The organism is Enterobacter cloacae complex sp. P27C, from assembly GCF_014895705.1.
Taxonomy (GTDB): Bacteria; Pseudomonadota; Gammaproteobacteria; order Enterobacterales; family Enterobacteriaceae; genus Enterobacter; species Enterobacter bugandensis.
Window position 1 is genome coordinate 378,893 of the sequence record NZ_JADBQB010000004.1, and the last position, 17,416, is coordinate 396,308.

Here is a 17,416-nt window from a genome sequence, read left to right on the forward strand (position 1 = left end):
TGTCCTTAATGGGTCAGGGTTGCCGTAGTGTCCGCGGTGCTTTTGGCCGGGGCGGCGACAGGGAGATAGTGAAGCTCGGCGCTTTTTGCCCATTGCTGGTAGCGCTGATAAAGCTGTTCAAAGCGTTGTGCCTGCTGGACACGCGGCTGGAGCGTGTTTTCGACGGCGCTTGCCATGTGCTGCTGCGCCGTCGGGATATCCGCATGAACGCCTGCGGCCACGGCAGCGAAAATCGCGGCGCCCAGCGCACAGCACTGATCGGAGGCCACAATCTGCAGCGGACGGTTCAGGACGTCGCAGCAGGCCTGCATAATCACCGGATTTTTACGGGCGATACCCCCCAGCGCCATCACGTTGTTCACGTCGATGCCCTGTTCGGTGAAGCACTCCATAATGGCGCGCGCGCCGAACGCGGTGGCGGCAATCAGACCGCCGAACAGCGCCGGGGCATCGGTCGCCAGGTTGAGATCGGTAATCACCCCCTTCAGGCGCTGGTTGGCAAACGGCGTGCGGCGACCGTTAAACCAGTCCAGCACCACCGGCAGGTGGTCGAGGGTCGGATTTTTTGCCCAGGCTTCGGTGAGCTGCGGCAGGAGCTGTTTTTTGCTCGCGGTAATCTGTGTTTTCAGCTCAGGATGCGCGGCAGCCAGCTGATCCAGCGGCCAGCCGAGCACCCGGCCAAACCAGGCGTAGATATCGCCAAACGCGGACTGACCGGCTTCGAGGCCGATAAAATCTGGCACCACGCTGCCGTCAACCTGGCCGCAGATCCCTTTCACCGCGCGGTCGCCGACGCTGGCTTTATCTGCCGTCAGAATGTCGCAGGTGGAGGTGCCAATCACTTTCACCAGCGTGTTAGGCTGCGCACCCGCACCCACGGCACCCATGTGGCAGTCGAACGCGCCGCCGGAAATGGTCACGCTTTGCGGCAGGCCGAGACGCGTCGCCCACTCTTCGCAGAGCGTGCCGACCGGAATATCGGCGGTGAAGGTGTCGGTAAAGAGCGGGTATTTCAGATTTTTGTTGATGATCGGGTCAAGTTCATCGAAGAACGCTGCCGGAGGAAGACCGCCCCAGCCTTCATGCCACAGGGATTTATGCCCGGCGCTGCAGCGGCCGCGGCGGATATCCTGCGGGCGAGTGGTGCCGGAGAGCAGGGCGGGAACCCAGTCGCACAGCTCAATCCATGATGCCGCGGCCTGGGCGACCGAAGCGTCCGCGCGGGTAACGTGCAGGATTTTGGCCCAGAACCATTCGCTGGAGTAGATGCCGCCGATGTAGCGCGAGTAGTCGGTTTTGCCCGGCTGATGGCATAAGCGGGTGATGGCTTCCGCCTCTTCCACGGCGGTATGGTCTTTCCACAGCACGAACATGGCGTTCGGGTTGTCGGCAAACTCCGGGCGCAGCGCCAGCACGCGGCCTTCAGCGTCCACCGGGGCTGGCGTTGAACCGGTGCTGTCGACGCCAATCCCCACGACGTCGGCCCGCTGGGCGTCAGTCAGTTCAGCCAGCACGGTTTTGATCGCCGCTTCCATCGATTCAATGTAATCGCGCGGGTGGTGACGGAACTGGTTGTTTGGCGCGTCGCAGTAGCGCCCCTCTTGCCAGCGCGGATACCACTCAACGCTGGTTGCTATCTCCTGGCCAGTCGTACAGTCCACTGCCAGCGCGCGAACCGAGTCGCTGCCAAAATCGAGGCCAATTGCAATTGCCATGGTGTTGCTCCATCCGAAACAGGTATGGAAGAACATTAGAGACTGGGGACAAAAATCGTCAGGCAGGATCCGCTAATCTTATGGACTAAATTGCTGTTACGACGGAAAGTGTGACGCCGTGCAAATATTCAATGTGGACATTTCTGCCGCACTTATAGACACTTTTGTTACTGCTTCTCTGCCCGTGTCGGCAGAAAAATCAGGGGAAAAGGCTGAAACATGGCGGACGTAAAAGAGGCGTGATGCTTTTTGGATCTTTTCGCAGGCCATTTTTATACTGCTTTTAACGATATGGACAAATGGTTTCCTTCAGGACCCTTGGGAGAACTGAATCTATGGCCGAACCGCAAAACGATCCCCTGCTGCCGGGATACTCATTTAACGCCCATCTGGTGGCGGGGCTGACGCCAATTGAGGCCGAGGGGTATCTCGATTTTTACGTCGATCGGCCGCTCGGCATGAAAGGGTATATTCTGAACCTGACCGTACGCGGGGAAGGGGTGATAAAAAACGGCGATCGGCAGTTTGTTTGCCGCCCGGGCGATATGCTGCTGTTCCCGCCGGGGGAGATCCACCACTACGGGCGTCACCCGGATGCCAAAGAGTGGTATCACCAGTGGGTCTATTTCCGCCCGCGTGCCTACTGGCAGGAGTGGCTCTCATGGCCGGCTATTTTCGCGCAAACCGGTTTTTATCGTCCGGATGAGGCGCATCTGGCGCAGTTTCGTGAGCTGTTCGCACAAATTATTGAGGCGGGGCAGGCGGGCGGGCGCTATGCCGAACTGTTGGCGATCAACCTGCTTGAGCAGGTGCTGCTGCGCCGCATGGAGGCGATCAACGAGTCGCTTAACCCGCCGCTGGATAACCGCGTCCGCGACGCCTGCCAGTACATCAGCGACCATCTGGCCGACAGCCAGTTTGATATTGCCAGCGTTGCCCAGCACGTCTGTCTTTCGCCGTCCCGCCTGTCACACCTGTTCCGCCAGCAGCTTGGCGTGAGCGTGCTGAGCTGGCGTGAGGATCAGCGCATCAGCCAGGCAAAGCTGTTACTCAGCACCACCCGGATGCCTATCGCGACCGTCGGACGCAACGTGGGCTTTGAAGATCAGCTCTATTTCTCTCGCGTGTTTAAGAAGTGCACCGGCGCCAGTCCCAGTGAATTCCGCGCGGGATGTGAATAAACGGTAAACATTCAGGTGAACTTCAGGAGCATCCTGTAAACTATTCAGACAATTGATGCCTTGACGCGGTGCGGGGCGCTAAGCAGAATCGCTGATTCGTTTTCTGACCGGAATAGTTATGCAGGCATTGCTGGAACACTTTATTACCCAGTCCGTTATGTACTCGCTCATCGCCGTGGCGCTGGTGGCGTTTCTGGAATCGCTGGCGCTGGTTGGGCTGATCCTGCCTGGCACCGTGATGATGGCGGGGCTTGGGGCGCTTATTGGCAGCGGTGAGGTCAATTTCTGGCAGGCGTGGCTGGCCGGGATTATCGGCTGCCTGCTGGGGGACTGGATCTCCTTCTGGCTGGGCTGGCGCTTTAAGAAGCCGCTGCACCGCTGGTCGTTCATGAAAAAGAACAAAGCGCTGCTGGATAAAACCGAACATGCGCTGCACCAGCACAGCATGTTCACCATTCTGGTAGGCCGCTTTGTCGGGCCAACGCGTCCGCTAGTGCCGATGGTGGCGGGGATGCTGGATCTGCCCGTCGCAAAATTCGTGGTGCCGAACATTATCGGCTGCGTATTCTGGCCGCCGTTTTACTTCCTGCCGGGGATCCTCGCGGGTGCGGCCATTGATATCCCTGACGGTATGCAAAGCGGTGAGTTCAAGTGGCTGCTGCTGGGAACGGCGGTGCTGCTGTGGCTGGCGGCCTGGCTCTGCTGGCGGCTATGGCGCAGCGCGAAAGCCAGCGTCGATCGCCTGACGCGCTATCTCCCGCGCGCGCGCCTGCTCTGGCTGGCCCCGCTGACGCTGGGTGTGGCGGTGGTGGCGCTGGTCGCGCTGATTCGTCACCCGCTGATGCCGGTGTACGGCGAGATCCTGCTGAAGGTGGTGAGCCGTTAAGGTGTTTTCCCTCTCCCCGTGGGAGAGGGCCAGGGTGAGGGCGTCAGACCGCACGAATGCCCAACAATGAAGACGCCCCCGCGTTACCACTCAGAAGTTCTTCTGTTTCTCCATCCCACAAAATCCGTCCCTCCGCGATCACTACCGATCGCGGCGCAATGCGTGCGGCATCTTCAATGCTGTGCGAAACCATCAGCATCGTGATCTGCTGGCGCTGGCAAACCTCTTCCACCAGCGAGAGCATCTCCTGGCGCAGGGCCGGGTCGAGTGCCGAGAAGGGTTCGTCGAGCAGCAGCAGCGGCTGCTCGCGCACCAGACAACGTGCCAGCGCCACGCGCTGACGCTGGCCGCCGGAAAGCTCACCGGGCAGTCTGGAAATCAACGCGGACAGGCCCATTTGTTCGGCAATCGCCTCCAGCTTCTGACGCTGCGCAGCATTGAGTTTTAACCCCGGATCGATTCCCAGCGCGATGTTCTGCCACACCGTAAGGTGATTAAACAGATTGTTTTCCTGAAACAGCATCGACACCGGGCGCTTAGCCGGCGGAGCGTAGGTATACTCGCCATTATCAATGACTATCGACCCGCTGACAGGCTGCAAAAAACCGGCAATCAAATTGAGCAGGGTACTTTTACCGGCCCCGCTTGGGCCAAGCACCGCAATTCGCTCTCCCTGACGAACAGAGAGGGTAAAACGCATCGGCAGATGCTGGTAAAGCCAGGTTACATCAGTCAGTTTTAACATCACGCCCCGGGAGTTTTTCGATAACGGTAAATAACGCAAAGCACAGCACCAGCAGTAAAAGTGCCGTGACCGCGCCGTCCTGGCTGCGATAGGAGCCAATTTGCTGATAAAGCCAGAACGGCAGCGTGCGGAAATCCTCGTTGCCAAAGAGGGCCACCACGCCAAAATCCCCAATCGACAGCACGCAGGCGAAGGCCATCGCCTGGGCGAGCGGCCGCTTCAGGGCGCGTAGTTCGACCACTTTCAGCCGCCGCCAGCCCATAATGCCAAGGGACTGGCACAGGGCGCTGTACCGGCTGTTAACATCCCGCATCGGGTTTTCCAGCACCTTCAGCGCGTACGGTATGGCCATTAAAGCGTTGGTAAAAATGACGATACCGTCGGCGCTTTCCGGCAGGCCGATGGTGCTGTTAAACAGTAAAAAGAAGCCGGTCGCCAGCACAATGCCCGGCATCGCCAGGATCAGCATGCCCGTCAGTTCCAGCGCGTGTCCGGCTTTACGGGCATGTCGCGCGTACAGCTCGCGGCTGCTCCAGAGCAGCATCATGGTCAGCGTCACGCAGATTAGCCCGGCTGCCAGCGCGATACGCAATGAGGTCCATGTGGCTTGCCACAGGACCGGCTGTTGAAGTACCGATACCACATTCCTGTTGAGGCCATCGGCGATCACGGCCAGCAGCGGCGGCAGCAGAAGCAGGAGCGCCAGCGCGATCAGCATCACGTCCGAGATGCGGCTGTGCAGGCTGTCCTGCGGATCGCGCCAGCCAGAAAGATTATTGCTTCCTGCGGGGATCGCTTTGCTCAGCCGCTGGCTGAGTAACACCAGCGCCAGGCAGCACACCATCTGTACGATCGCCAGCAACGCGGCGCGCCCCGGATCGTAGTCGTAACTTAATGCCTGATAGATCGCCAGCTCAATGGTGGTGGCCTGCGGGCCGCCGCCGAGAGAAAGCACGGTCGCAAAGCTGGCGAAACAGAGCATAAAGATCAGCGCGGCCACCGGGGCAATCTGGCGTCGCAGCCACGGCCATTCGACAAAGCGGAAGAATGACCATCCGCGCATGCCAAGCTGGGCGGCAATCTGGCGCTGTTCGCCGGGTATGTTCTCCAGCGCCTGCAAAAAGAGGCGCGTCGCCATCGGCATATTGAAGAAAATGTGTGCCAGCAGGATGCCCTTCAGCCCGTAGGGAGAGAAGGTCCATTCCAGGCCTAAAGACGCGAAGAGCGAGGCCAGCCAGCCCTGGCGACCGTATACGCTCAGAATCCCGAACACCGCCACCAGCACGGGCAGGATCAGCGTCATAGCGCACAGGCGCAGCAGTGCCAGCCTGCCGGGGAAACGTCTGCGATAGAGGGCGCGCGCAAGGAAAATGGCCGGGATGACTGACAGCAGCGCGGAAAGAAACGCCTGCCAGAAGGAGAAACGGATAACGTGCCAGAGATAGCTATCGTGCCAGAGCGCGAGCAGATCGCTCTCTGGCGCGTTAAACCACAGCGCCAGAAACGCTCCCAGACTGACGACCACCATCAGTATGGCGGCAATCAGTCCGGGAACTAACCAGCCGGGGATCAGCGGCTGACGGCGCGTTGCCATTCGCTTATCCATGCGGCGCGCTGCGCGGCAACCTGCTGCGGCGTAAATTCCAGCGCGGTCTGCGGTTTGTTCAGCTGCTCAAAGCCTGCCGGCAGCGCCGCGTCGGTAACCGGGTACATCCAGTTGCCCGTCGGAATGGCGTTCTGGAATGCCGGGGAGACCATAAATTTCAGGAACTTCTCGGCCAGTTCCGGCTGTTTGCTGGCGGCGGTGCGGGCAGCCACTTCAACCTGCAGGTAGTGACCTTCAGCGAAATTCGCAGCCGCGTAGTTGTCTTTCTTCTCGGCAATAATATGATAGGCCGGAGAGGTGGTGTAGCTCAGCACCAGATCGCTTTCGCCTTTCAGGAACAGGCCGTAGGCTTCGCTCCAGCCTTTAGTGACCGTAACGGTTTTCGCAGCCAGCTTCTGCCACGCCTCCGGCGTTTTGTCGCCGTAGACTTTCTGCATCCACAGCAGCAGGCCCAGACCCGGCGTGCTGGTGCGTGGATCTTCATAAATCACGCGCCACTTCTGATCGCTTTCGACCAGCTCTTTCAGGCTCTTCGGCGGGTTCTTCAGCTTGTTTTTATCGTAGACGAACGCAAAGTAGCCGTAATCGAAGGGAACGAAGGTGTCGTTTTTCCAGCCGCCCGGCACGTTGACGGCATCTGCCGCTACGCCGCTTTTGGCAAACAGTCTGGTTTGCGTGGCGGCTTCCAGCAGGTTGTTATCCAGCCCGAGCACCACGTCGGCCTTGCTGTTTTTCCCTTCCATGCGCAGGCGGTTAAGCAGCGACACGCCATCTTCCAGCGCCACGAACTTCAGCTTGCAGTTGCAGTCGGCTTCAAAGGCTTTTTTAACCACCGGGCCGGGGCCCCAGTCGGCGGAGAAGGAGTCGTAGGTATAGACCGTCAGAACAGGCTTAGCAAAAACAGGCAGCGCAACCAGCGCCAGCAGAGGAAGAACGTTTTTTAACACTTTGCACCTCAGGGTTGAGTGGCAAAGGATTTTGAGAAACAGCCTCAAATCCCTTCGCCGGCGTTATCCGGATCAGGTTCGACGGGTATTATCTCAGCGCACATCTGTGATGCAGCACCCCGTTGAGAACGGCGCTATTGTAATGATTTGGTGAATATTACGAAAGCGTTATGGCTCCGGCGGCGCAAACCAGGCGGATTTAAAATCAAACCAGCCCAGGGTATTCATCCGCAGGCCGCGCATGCTGCGCTGTCCCTGGATCAGCAGCCAGTGGTGGATCAACGGTACGATCGTCTGCCCGGCCAGCAGCTCCTGGCACCACGCGGCCAGATCCATCTCTCCTGCCCGCCACCTTGCGGCGTCCTGCTGCCAGTCCCGGCTGATGCAGTGCTGAATGAGAGGCACTTCATACAGGTGTGAAAAGAGCGAGAAATCCAGCGGCAGCGTGAAGTTCGCGCTGTTGAGCCAGATATCGCTGACGACATCCCCGCGGTGCCATTCATCATAATCGACTTCCTGTATCGCCAGCGTCACGCCTTCGGCCGCGAGCAGCTTGCTCATGATCCTCGCGATAAACCGGTGCTCAATGTGATCGCGATAGTAGCTGAGGGTGATGGTCTCCAGCCCGGCGGGTTTCTCGCTGCGCACCGGCTGTGCATGGTGCCAGCGCGGAAGCAGGCCATAGGCCGGAAACCACCAGGTCTGGTATTGTTCTTCAGCGTGATAAATCAGGTTAGCCGGGGCCAGAATATGGCTGATCCACTTGCGGACGTCGTGATTCGCCCCGCGATGGCTGCGGCTGTCAAAAAGAAGATAGTAGCAGCCCTCCTCCAGGCGACTCTCGAACGCCTTTTCGCTGGTTGTGGGCCCCTCCAGGGTGAGGCCTGCGCTCAGCTCTTCGTTGAGATCCGGTAACACCCAGACGTTCACTTCGTCGATCAGCGCCCGATAGCCAAAATAGTCATCAAAGGCGCGGATCTTCAGCTGATTGCTGTTATTGCGCGTAACGGAGTAGGGGCCTGTACCGATCGGCTGGCTGGAAAAATTGTTCAGGGATCGCCACTCGGCAGGCAGGATCATCGAGGGCACGTAGCCCAGAAGCCACGGCAGCCAGTTGTCTGGCTGGGAGAGCTCAATATCCAGCGTCCAGGCCGTTGGGGAGTGGATCCGCGTGATATGCGAATAGAGCGGCAGCGTGCGGGCGCGCTCTAAAGAGGCGATAACATCACGCATCTCCAGCTCGCGGCCATGGTGGAAGTGAATGCCCGGGCGTAAAAAGAAACGCCAGTGCAGGGGGGAAAGCTGCTGCCAGTGGTGCGCGATATCCGCTTCCAGTTCCCCGTTTTCCTCATTTATTTTCGTCAGACCGCTGAATATCTGCCGGGCCATGTGGGTTTCAGAACGTCGCAATGCCGTGCCGGGCAACAGGTTTTTCATCGGACGATAGTAAAGCACCCGCAGAATGTGGCGTCCCTGACGAAAGCTGCGTCCCAGGTGTGAGACCAGCATCTGGCGCACGGCGGCCTTGTCGCCCACCAGCTGCACCAGCTGATCGATACGGTCCTGCTCCAGCAGATCCTCCGCCCGCTGCTGCTGCAGCGCCAGGCCGGTATAAAGGAAGGTCAAGCGTGAGCGCTTGCCGCGTCCGGCCTCGGCCTCCCAGCTTAGCCAGCCCTGCTGCTGCATAGTGTTGAGTAACGTGCGCATATGGCGGCGAGAGCAGTTGAGGAGTTCTGCCAGCTCGTTAAGCGTGGTCTCCTGCGATTGACCCTCGCAGCACTGCCACAGGCGAATGAATTGTTGTTGCAGTCGACCGGATGGCATAAAAGGGGAACTCCTGACAAAAAATCAGCAATTTATTAATCCCTATATTAAGCCAATAATGCTTCCTGATGAAGTGAGGAGGTAAATTATGAAGAGGTCTACCGCACGTCAGTTTTATCAGCAGTACTTTTCAGCGACAAAAGGAGTGTCCTGGCTGGCCCGCCAGTGTGCAGAGCAACGGCTGAGAATCCTGGAAGATCTGATGCAGTGGGACGTTACGAAACCGACCTCTTCTCGCTAACTCGCCTCGATCATGTGTGACTGAGTATTGGTGTTTATCACCCGCCAGCAAAATGTTTTTGCTGGCTTTTTTCGTTTATTCTTTCACCCAATTTCGATTCGCTTTCACAAGGACTTGCGCATGCTGTGGTTGATGACGATGGGGCGCCGCCTGAATGGCGTGTACGCTGCTTTTATGCTGGTGGCCTTCATGATGGGCGTGGCCGGTGCGCTACAGGCACCGACGCTGAGCCTGTTTCTCAGCCGCGAGGTGGGGGCGCAGCCGTTTTGGGTGGGGCTGTTTTATACCGTTAACGCGATTGCCGGGATCCTCGTTAGCCTGGGGCTGGCGAAACGATCCGACAGCCAGGGCGATCGCCGCAGGCTGATCCTCTTTTGCTGCGCCATGGCCGTGGGCAACGCGCTGCTTTTTGCCTTTAACCGTCATTACCTGACGCTCATCACCTGCGGCGTGCTGCTGGCCTCTCTGGCGAACACCGCCATGCCGCAGCTCTTCGCGCTGGCCCGTGAATACGCCGACAGCTCGGCGCGAGAGGTAGTGATGTTCAGCTCGGTGATGCGCGCACAGCTCTCGCTGGCGTGGGTCATCGGCCCGCCGCTGGCCTTCATGTTGGCGCTGAACTATGGCTTTACGGTCATGTTTTCTATCGCGGCAGGCATTTTTATTATCAGTCTGGCTCTGATTGCCTTTGCGCTGCCGTCTGTCGCCCGGGTTGAGCAGACGACGGATAAGCCCATCACTCAGGTGAGCGGCTGGCAGGATAAAAACGTGCGGATGCTGTTTATCGCCTCCACGCTGATGTGGACCTGCAACACCATGTACATTATTGATATGCCGCTGTGGATCAGCAGCGATCTAGGCCTAACGGACAAGCTTGCGGGGATCTTAATGGGGACCGCCGCCGGGCTGGAAATTCCGGCGATGATTCTGGCGGGGTATTACGTTAAGCGCTTCGGAAAGCGTCGAATGATGATCGTTGCCGTGGCGGCTGGGGTGCTGTTCTACGCGGGGCTGCTCCTTTTCCATTCGCGTGAAGCGTTGCTGGCGCTGCAGCTGTTTAATGCCGTGTTTATTGGCATCGTTGCCGGGATCGGCATGCTCTGGTTCCAGGATCTCATGCCCGGCCGCGCCGGCTCTGCGACTACGCTTTTTACCAACAGTATTTCGACGGGCGTTATTCTGGCGGGAGTGATTCAGGGCGCGCTGGCGCAAAGTTATGGTCATGCCTCGGTTTACTGGATGATTGCGGCCATTTCGGTGGTAACGCTTGGGCTGACCTGCCGGGTCAAGGATGTTTGATTCTGGAAGGCGGCTTCACGAAATGAAACGATTTTCTGACAGATACAGAGAAGGCGCATAGAGTGCGTGACGGGTGCTTGAGGCTGTTTGCCTCAGGCTTTCGCAAGAGGCAAACAGTGGAGAGTCCCACATCAAAAAACTGATGGGGAGACCAACTTCACAACCAACATTGCGAGGTTAGTCTCTTCATTGCCGAAAAGCAATAAGGAGGCTGGAATGCCAAAACGTACTCTGCTGTTAGGTTTGTTTCTGATCTGTACGACGCTATTGATCTTCACCTGGATGGTGCGTGATTCGCTGTGTGAGTTGCACTTCAGACAGGAGAAAACAGAGCTGGCGGCAGTGTTGGCTTACGAAGCGAAACGTTAGCGGTATTGGCGGGGGAAGTGTCCCCGCCTCTCCAGAGTGGTTGAGCCTCAACGCACCCTTATCAATGGCCCGCGCCCTGCGGGCCATTGCCTTTAGCCCATAAACGCAGGCTGTTTTTTCTCGTACGCTGAGATGGCGTCCTCGTGCTGGAGCGTCAGGCCAATGCTGTCCAGACCGTTCAACATGCAGTGGCGACGGAAGGCATCAATGCTGAAGCTGTAGGTCTTATCCCCGGCTTTCACCACTTCCGCTTCCAGATCCACCTCAAACGCCATCCCTGGATTTGCCTTAACCAGCGCGAACAGTTCATCGACCTGCTCGTCGCTCAGCGTCACCGGCAGCAACTGGTTGTTGAAGCTGTTGCCGTAGAAGATATCCGCGAAGCTCGGGGCGATAACCACCTTAAAGCCGTAGTCGGTCAGCGCCCAGGGCGCATGCTCACGCGAGGAGCCGCAGCCGAAGTTTTCCCGCGCCAGAAGAATGGATGCACCTTTGTATTCCGGGAAGTTCAGGACGAACTCCGGGTTTGGCACTTCGCCTTTGTCGTCCAGAAAACGCCAGTCGTTGAACAGGTGTGCGCCAAAACCGGTGCGGGTCACTTTCTGCAAAAACTGCTTCGGAATGATCGCGTCCGTATCGACGTTAGCGGCGTCCAGCGGGACAACACGGCCCGTATGTTGGGTAAATTTCTCTGCCATGATTGTCTCCTTATTTCAGGCTGCGAATATCGGCGAAATGGCCGGTGACTGCCGCAGCGGCGGCCATTGCCGGGCTGACCAGGTGGGTGCGTCCACCCCGGCCCTGACGGCCTTCAAAATTACGGTTGCTGGTGGAGGCGCAGCGTTCGCCCGGATTCAGGCGGTCGTTGTTCATCGCCAGACACATGGAGCAGCCCGGCAGACGCCATTCGAAGCCTGCTTCGATAAAGATCTTATCCAGTCCTTCCGCTTCCGCCTGGGCTTTCACCGGACCGGAGCCAGGAACCACCAGCGCCTGCACGCCCGGCGCCACTTTGCGGCCTTTGGCAATCTCTGCCGCCGCGCGTAAGTCCTCGATACGGGAGTTGGTGCAGGAGCCGATGAACACCTTATCAATGTTCACCTCGGTCAGCGGTACGCCGGGTTTCAGCCCCATATAGGCCAGCGCTTTTTCCGCACTGGCGCGTTCGACCGGATCGGCGAAGGAGGCCGGGTCAGGAATGCTGTCGTTGACGGAGATGACCTGGCCAGGATTGGTACCCCAGGTGACTTGCGGCGCAATCTCTTCCGCCTGCAGCGTGACAACGGTATCAAAGGTGGCACCGTCGTCAGTTTTCAGGGTTTTCCAGTATGCGACCGCGTCGTCAAAATCCTGACCTTTCGGCGCGTGCAGACGGCCTTTCACATAGTTGAAGGTGGTTTCGTCCGGTGCGACCAGGCCTGCTTTAGCACCCATCTCAATCGCCATGTTGCACAGGGTCATACGGCCTTCCATGCTCAGCGCTTGAATCGCGTCGCCGCAGAATTCCACCACGTGACCGGTACCGCCTGCGCTGCCGGTTTTGCCGATAATCGCCAGCACGATATCTTTCGCGGTGATACCCAGCGCGGCTTTGCCCTTCACCTCAATCTTCATGGTTTTGGCGCGGCCCTGTTTCAGAGTTTGCGTCGCCAGAACGTGCTCAACTTCCGATGTGCCGATGCCGAACGCCAGCGCGCCAAACGCGCCGTGGGTCGCGGTATGGGAGTCGCCGCAGACGATGGTCATGCCCGGCAGCGTAATACCCTGCTCAGGTCCCATCACGTGGACGATGCCCTGATACGGGTGGTTCAGATCGTACAGCTCCACGCCAAATTCGTTGCAGTTCTTGATCAGCTCCTGCATCTGGATGCGCGCCATCTCGCCGGAAGCATTAATGTCTTTGGTCTGGGTGGAGACGTTGTGATCCATCGTGGCAAAGGTTTTACCCGGCTGGCGCACCGGACGCTTGTGCGCGCGCAGGCCGTCGAAGGCCTGCGGAGAGGTCACTTCGTGCACCAGGTGGCGGTCAATGTACAGTAGCGGGGTTTCGTTTGGCGCCTCGTAGACAACGTGCGCATCAAACAATTTTTCATATAACGTCTTGGCCATGATTACACCCCTTCAGCGACATAGCGGGCAATGATGTCGCCCATTTCATCAGTACTGACTGCTGCCGTGCCGCGCGCTAAGTCACCGGTACGGACGCCTTCTTCTAACGCCCGGTTAATGGCGCTTTCAATTGCGGTTGCTGCGTCGCCTGCATCGAGGCTGTAGCGCAGCAGCAGGGCCAGGGAGAGGATCTGCGCAATCGGGTTCGCAATGTTCTTGCCTGCGATATCCGGCGCGGAACCGCCCGCCGGTTCGTACAGGCCAAAGCCTTCTTCATTCAGGCTGGCGGATGGCAGCATGCCCATAGAGCCGGTGATCATCGCGCACTCGTCAGACAAAATATCGCCGAACAGGTTGGAGCAGAGCAGCACGTCAAACTGGGACGGATCCTTAATCAGCTGCATGGTCGCGTTGTCGATGTACATATGCGACAGCTCAACGTCCGGGTACTGCTTAGCGACTTCACTGACGATCTCGCGCCACAAAATGGACGACTGCAGCACGTTCGCTTTATCAATAGAAGTCACCTTATGGCGGCGCTTGCGTGCAGATTCAAAGGCGATATGGGCGATACGTTCAATTTCGAAACGGTGGTACACCTCGGTATCAAACGCTTTCTCGTGCTGACCGCTGCCTTCGCGACCTTTTGGCTGACCGAAGTAGATCCCGCCCGTCAGCTCACGCACGCACAGGATGTCGAAACCGTTGGCCGCGATATCCGCGCGCAGCGGACAAAACTCTTCCAGCCCCTGATACAGCTTAGCCGGACGCAGGTTACTGAACAGTTTAAAATGTTTACGCAGCGGCAGGAGCGCGCCGCGCTCTGGCTGCTCTGCTGGCGGCAGGTGTTCCCATTTTGGACCACCGACGGAGCCAAACAGCACGGCATCGGCATTTTCGCAGCCTTCAACGGTGGCTTTCGGCAATGGCGTTCCGTGGTTATCAATCGCAATACCGCCCACGTCGTAGTGGCTGGTGGTAATTTTCATCGCAAAACGCGAGCGAACGGCTTCCAGTACTTTCAGCGCCTGTGCCATCACTTCCGGACCAATACCGTCACCCGGCAACACAGCAATATGGTAGTTCTTCGACATTACACGGTTTCCTTGTTGTTCTCTTTATTCTGAGCTTTGCGTTGCAACTCTTTTTCGACTTCAGCGGCGCGCCAGATGTTGTTCAGGACGTGCACCATCGCTTTCGCGGAGGATTCGACAATATCCGTCGCCAGGCCCACACCGTGGAAACGGCGGCCATTATAGTTGACGACGATATCCACCTGACCCAGCGCGTCTTTACCGTGCCCTTTCGCCGTCAGGTCGTATTTCACCAGCTCTACGTCGTACTCGGTAACGCGGTTGATCGCCTGATAGATGGCATCCACAGGGCCGTTACCGTTGGCGGCTTCCGCTTTGATTTCATCACCGCAGGCCAACTTGACCGAGGCGGTAGCGATGTCGCTGGAGCCGGACTGCACGTTGAAGTAGTCCAGACGGAAGTGCTCTGGCTCTTCCTGCTGCTTGTTGATGAAGGCCAGCGCTTCCAGGTCGTAATCGAATACCTGGCCTTTCTTGTCGGCCAGCTTCAGGAACGCGTCGTACAGCTGATCCATGTTGTAATCGCTGTCCTGATAGCCCATCTCTTCCATCCGGTGTTTCACTGCCGCACGACCGGAACGGGAGGTCAGGTTCAGCTGAACCTGGTTCAGGCCGATGGATTCCGGAGTCATGATTTCGTAGTTTTCACGGTTTTTCAGCACGCCGTCCTGGTGAATACCGGAGGAGTGGGCGAACGCGCCGGTTCCAACAATCGCCTTGTTAGCCGGGATCGGCATGTTGCAAATCTGGCTGACGGTCTGGCTGGTGCGCCAGATTTCGTTGTGATTGATGCGGGTGTGCACGTTCATGATGTCTTTGCGCACCTTGATCGCCATGATCACTTCTTCCAGTGAACAGTTGCCCGCGCGTTCACCGATACCGTTCATTGCACCTTCTACCTGACGTGCACCGGCGTGCACCGCAGCGATGGCATTGCCTACGGCCAGGCCCAAATCATCATGGGTATGTACTGAGATGATTGCTTTATCAATGTTAGGTACGCGCTCATACAGGCCGGTAATGATGTTGGAGAACTCAAACGGCATGGTATAGCCGACGGTGTCCGGGATGTTGATGGTTTTAGCGCCCGCGTTGATGGCGGCTTCGACTACGCGCGCCAGGTCTTCAATCGGCGTACGGCCCGCATCTTCACAGGAGAATTCAACGTCATCGGTGTAGTTGCGTGCGCGCTTAACCATGTATACCGCGCGTTCAATGACCTCATCCAGCGTGCTGCGCAACTTGGTTGCGATGTGCATTGGTGAGGTTGCAATAAAGGTATGAATACGGAAGGCTTCGGCCACCTTCAGCGACTCAGCCGCAACGTCGATGTCTTTCTCTACGCAGCGCGCCAGACCGCACACGCGGCTGTTTTTAATGGTGCGGGCGATAGTCTGTACGGATTCAAAATCACCCGGAGAGGAGACGGGGAAACCGACCTCCATCACGTCGACGCCCATACGCTCGAGAGCCAGCGCAATCTGCAGTTTCTCTTTTACACTCAGGCTTGCCTGTAATGCCTGTTCACCGTCACGTAAAGTAGTATCGAAAATAATGACTTGCTGGCTCATGGGTTAGGTCCTTGTCAGTCTTAGGGCGCCTTGCTACGAGCATAAAAAAACCCGCGCAGTGGCGCGGGTTTTTAGTCTTACTGGTGACGATTCAACGCTGAATTTCGCCCGCCAGTCTACCGCGCACAGTGGATGCGTTTAGTAGTAGTAGACCGATGAAACGAATGGTGCGTGTCATGAATCGTGCTCCGTTAAATTCAATATGCTTTTAGTGGTACTGGATACCGCTGTGCATGTCAACCCCTGATGGTAAAAACGGCCCCAGAAGGCTAAACAGAGAGGGTGTGTTGTTTAGCTTATTGTGCTGGGTTTTTGATTTTTAACTTAACTAATTGTCTATTTTTGGACTTAAAAAACATTTGCAGAAACGAATAAACATAACGGGTATTTTTCAGGTAACGCAGTCCTCACAAATGCTTTCTCTTTAAACCGTTTTACTATCATCGAGTTATCTTTTTTTGAGAGAGCTTTTTCTCCCTTCAAATAGAATCATTGATAACAGATTGTTAACTTAATTCTGCTCAATGTCGATAACAGTTTAATTATACTTAAGTCATCCTTAACTGGATGGTTATTGTATATTGATTTGGTTTATGGTTTCATTCAAACACTAAAGTTAAGCATATCCTTTGTGCCGTTTTGTATTATAGCATTATTAGATAATCTTTATATATTCCGATTTTTAAACAATTTTCTTTCGCTGGTCGTATCTGCATGGTAAATCATATTTTTCGAAATTATTACAGTGCGTTGGCGAAGGGAGTGTAGCGTGACAGTGGAGTCAGAAGTGCCAGAAAATAATATTAAACAACCACAGATTACTGATGGAATTAAACCACAGTTACGCACGGTGGATCTTAATCTACTGACGGTGTTTGATGCTGTCATGCAGGAGCAGAATATCACGCGTGCGGCACAAGCCCTGGGGATGTCACAGCCTGCCGTAAGTAATGCCGTTGCCAGGCTTAAGGTTATGTTCAACGACGAATTGTTTGTTCGTTATGGAAGAGGGATCCAGCCTACAGCGCGGGCTTTCCAGCTTTTCGGCTCCATCCGCCAGGCGCTGCAGTTGGTGCAAAATGAGCTGCCGGGCTCGGGCTTTGAACCCTTAAGCAGTGAGCGAGTATTCCATCTTTGCGTCTGCAGCCCATTAGATAATTATCTGACATCAATTATTTATAATAAAGTTGAAGAGATCGCACCTAATATTAATCTCGTCTTTAAATCGTCCTTAAATCAAAACACCGAACACCAGTTACGTTACCAGGAAATCGAATTCGTCCTGGGTTATGAAGAATTCCGCCGTCCTGAATTTTCCTGTGTACCGCTGTTTAAAGATGAAATGGTGCTGGTTGCCAGCAAAAAACATCCACGACTGAATGCGCCGTTACGTGAAAGTGACGTTTATAGCGAACAGCATGCCGTTGTTGCGCTCGACAGATATGCCTCCTTTAGCCTGCCCTGGTACGACACTGCAGAGAAACAGGCGAGCGTGGCTTATCAGGGGATGGCCATGGTCAGCGTATTAAACGTCGTTTCCCAGACGCAGCTGGTGGCAATTGCCCCACGCTGGCTGGCAGAAGAGTTCTCTGGCGCGTTAAATCTGCAAATTTTGCCTCTGCCGCTCAAGCTAAATAGCCGCACCTGCTATCTCTCCTGGCATGAAGCTGCTGGACGGGATAAAGGACATCAGTGGATGGAAGAGCTACTTATTAGCATCTGCCGTCGGTAATCGAGTCAGGATAAATTGCATCTTTGCATGTGATTTATCCTGGTTTTGTTTCTTTTATTAATATTTTGTTCTGTTGCGTATTTTATCTGGCGCCTGC

16 protein-coding genes and 1 riboswitch are annotated in these 17,416 nt (G+C 56.5%); of the genes, 6 read left to right on the top strand and 10 right to left on the bottom strand.

Annotated features, from left to right (window positions below; genetic code table 11):
• Positions 1–5: 5 nt before the first annotated feature.
• Entirely contained in the window at positions 6–1,715 is a 1,710-nt protein-coding gene (gene araB, locus IM291_RS10475; RefSeq protein ID WP_048999039.1) for a ribulokinase, read from the bottom strand.
• A 335-nt stretch (positions 1,716–2,050) separates the two neighbouring features.
• Between araB and araC the strand changes: the two genes are divergently transcribed.
• Positions 2,051–2,896: an arabinose operon transcriptional regulator AraC gene (araC, locus tag IM291_RS10480; protein WP_028015490.1), complete on the top strand. Its 846-nt coding sequence runs from the start codon at positions 2,051–2,053 to the stop codon at positions 2,894–2,896.
• A gap of 118 nt (positions 2,897–3,014) precedes the next feature.
• Positions 3,015–3,782, top strand: a complete 768-nt coding sequence (locus IM291_RS10485) for a DedA family protein (protein ID WP_045259445.1) — start codon at positions 3,015–3,017, stop codon at positions 3,780–3,782.
• A 43-nt stretch (positions 3,783–3,825) separates the two neighbouring features.
• Here the strand turns inward: IM291_RS10485 and thiQ are convergent, their stop codons facing one another.
• From thiQ to sgrR, 4 genes are all read right to left on the bottom strand, one after another.
• Positions 3,826–4,527: a thiamine ABC transporter ATP-binding protein ThiQ gene (thiQ, locus tag IM291_RS10490; RefSeq protein WP_048957872.1), complete on the bottom strand. Its 702-nt coding sequence runs from the start codon at positions 4,525–4,527 to the stop codon at positions 3,826–3,828.
• The gene (thiP, locus tag IM291_RS10495; protein ID WP_047367318.1) at positions 4,511–6,121 is read right to left on the bottom strand and encodes a thiamine/thiamine pyrophosphate ABC transporter permease ThiP; all 1,611 of its coding nucleotides are present in this window, start codon (positions 6,119–6,121) and stop codon (positions 4,511–4,513) included. The genes thiQ and thiP overlap by 17 nt, the downstream gene beginning before the upstream one ends.
• The gene (gene thiB / locus IM291_RS10500) at positions 6,097–7,080 is read right to left on the bottom strand and encodes a thiamine ABC transporter substrate binding subunit (RefSeq protein WP_048999042.1); all 984 of its coding nucleotides are present in this window, start codon (positions 7,078–7,080) and stop codon (positions 6,097–6,099) included. Before thiB ends, thiP begins: the two co-directional genes overlap by 25 nt.
• Positions 7,081–7,111: 31 nt before the next feature.
• A riboswitch (TPP riboswitch) is annotated at positions 7,112–7,212 on the bottom strand.
• A gap of 36 nt (positions 7,213–7,248) precedes the next feature.
• On the bottom strand, positions 7,249–8,904 hold the full coding sequence (gene sgrR / locus IM291_RS10505; protein WP_048999043.1) for an HTH-type transcriptional regulator SgrR: 1,656 nt from the start codon (positions 8,902–8,904) through the stop codon (positions 7,249–7,251).
• An 88-nt stretch (positions 8,905–8,992) separates the two neighbouring features.
• On the opposite strand from sgrR, the gene sgrT reads away from it, so the two are divergent.
• From sgrT to IM291_RS10520, 3 genes are all read left to right on the top strand, one after another.
• Entirely contained in the window at positions 8,993–9,145 is a 153-nt protein-coding gene (gene sgrT, locus IM291_RS10510; protein WP_045631150.1) for a glucose uptake inhibitor SgrT, read from the top strand.
• Between the two features lie 120 nt (positions 9,146–9,265).
• Complete coding sequence (locus IM291_RS10515) at positions 9,266–10,444, top strand: sugar efflux transporter (RefSeq protein ID WP_192986823.1); 1,179 nt, start codon at positions 9,266–9,268, stop codon at positions 10,442–10,444.
• 216 nt (positions 10,445–10,660) lie between these two features.
• Positions 10,661–10,813 (top strand): Hok/Gef family protein, encoded by a 153-nt coding sequence (locus IM291_RS10520; protein WP_010427008.1) that lies wholly within the window; start codon positions 10,661–10,663, stop codon positions 10,811–10,813.
• A gap of 92 nt (positions 10,814–10,905) precedes the next feature.
• On the opposite strand, the gene leuD is transcribed toward IM291_RS10520, so the two are convergent.
• The 5 genes from leuD to leuL all read right to left on the bottom strand — a co-directional run bounded on the left by leuD (position 10,906) and on the right by leuL (position 15,765).
• Entirely contained in the window at positions 10,906–11,511 is a 606-nt protein-coding gene (gene leuD, locus IM291_RS10525) for a 3-isopropylmalate dehydratase small subunit (RefSeq protein WP_028015497.1), read from the bottom strand.
• A 10-nt stretch (positions 11,512–11,521) separates the two neighbouring features.
• Positions 11,522–12,922 carry a 3-isopropylmalate dehydratase large subunit gene (gene leuC, locus IM291_RS10530; RefSeq protein WP_192986825.1) on the bottom strand — a complete coding sequence of 467 codons (1,401 nt, stop codon included), beginning with the start codon at positions 12,920–12,922 and terminating at the stop codon, positions 11,522–11,524.
• Between the two features lie 2 nt (positions 12,923–12,924).
• Positions 12,925–14,016 (bottom strand): 3-isopropylmalate dehydrogenase, encoded by a 1,092-nt coding sequence (gene leuB / locus IM291_RS10535; protein ID WP_192986827.1) that lies wholly within the window; start codon positions 14,014–14,016, stop codon positions 12,925–12,927.
• Positions 14,016–15,587, bottom strand: coding sequence for a 2-isopropylmalate synthase (gene leuA / locus IM291_RS10540; RefSeq protein WP_028015499.1), 1,572 nt, complete (start codon positions 15,585–15,587; stop codon positions 14,016–14,018). The genes leuB and leuA overlap by 1 nt, the downstream gene beginning before the upstream one ends.
• A 91-nt stretch (positions 15,588–15,678) precedes the next feature.
• Positions 15,679–15,765 (bottom strand): leu operon leader peptide, encoded by an 87-nt coding sequence (leuL, locus tag IM291_RS22105; protein ID WP_071993742.1) that lies wholly within the window; start codon positions 15,763–15,765, stop codon positions 15,679–15,681.
• A gap of 609 nt (positions 15,766–16,374) precedes the next feature.
• On the opposite strand from leuL, the gene leuO reads away from it, so the two are divergent.
• A complete protein-coding gene (gene leuO / locus IM291_RS10550) occupies positions 16,375–17,319 on the top strand; it encodes a transcriptional regulator LeuO (protein ID WP_041911249.1) in 945 nt (314 codons plus the stop codon).
• Positions 17,320–17,416: the final 97 nt, after the last annotated feature.

Bases quoted from the DNA above. Each gene is read 5' to 3' on its own strand.
- araB (WP_048999039.1), bottom strand. From the start codon at position 1,715: ATGGCAATTGCAATTGGCCTCGATTTTGGCAGCGACTCGGTTCGCGCG.
- araC (WP_028015490.1), top strand. From the start codon at position 2,051: ATGGCCGAACCGCAAAACGATCCCCTGCTGCCGGGATACTCATTTAAC.
- IM291_RS10485 (WP_045259445.1), top strand. From the start codon at position 3,015: ATGCAGGCATTGCTGGAACACTTTATTACCCAGTCCGTTATGTACTCG.
- thiQ (WP_048957872.1), bottom strand. From the start codon at position 4,527: ATGTTAAAACTGACTGATGTAACCTGGCTTTACCAGCATCTGCCGATG.
- thiP (WP_047367318.1), bottom strand. From the start codon at position 6,121: ATGGCAACGCGCCGTCAGCCGCTGATCCCCGGCTGGTTAGTTCCCGGA.
- sgrR (WP_048999043.1), bottom strand. From the start codon at position 8,904: ATGCCATCCGGTCGACTGCAACAACAATTCATTCGCCTGTGGCAGTGC.
- sgrT (WP_045631150.1), top strand. From the start codon at position 8,993: ATGAAGAGGTCTACCGCACGTCAGTTTTATCAGCAGTACTTTTCAGCG.
- IM291_RS10515 (WP_192986823.1), top strand. From the start codon at position 9,266: ATGCTGTGGTTGATGACGATGGGGCGCCGCCTGAATGGCGTGTACGCT.
- IM291_RS10520 (WP_010427008.1), top strand. From the start codon at position 10,661: ATGCCAAAACGTACTCTGCTGTTAGGTTTGTTTCTGATCTGTACGACG.
- leuD (WP_028015497.1), bottom strand. From the start codon at position 11,511: ATGGCAGAGAAATTTACCCAACATACGGGCCGTGTTGTCCCGCTGGAC.
- leuC (WP_192986825.1), bottom strand. From the start codon at position 12,922: ATGGCCAAGACGTTATATGAAAAATTGTTTGATGCGCACGTTGTCTAC.
- leuB (WP_192986827.1), bottom strand. From the start codon at position 14,016: ATGTCGAAGAACTACCATATTGCTGTGTTGCCGGGTGACGGTATTGGT.
- leuA (WP_028015499.1), bottom strand. From the start codon at position 15,587: ATGAGCCAGCAAGTCATTATTTTCGATACTACTTTACGTGACGGTGAA.
- leuL (WP_071993742.1), bottom strand. From the start codon at position 15,765: ATGACACGCACCATTCGTTTCATCGGTCTACTACTACTAAACGCATCC.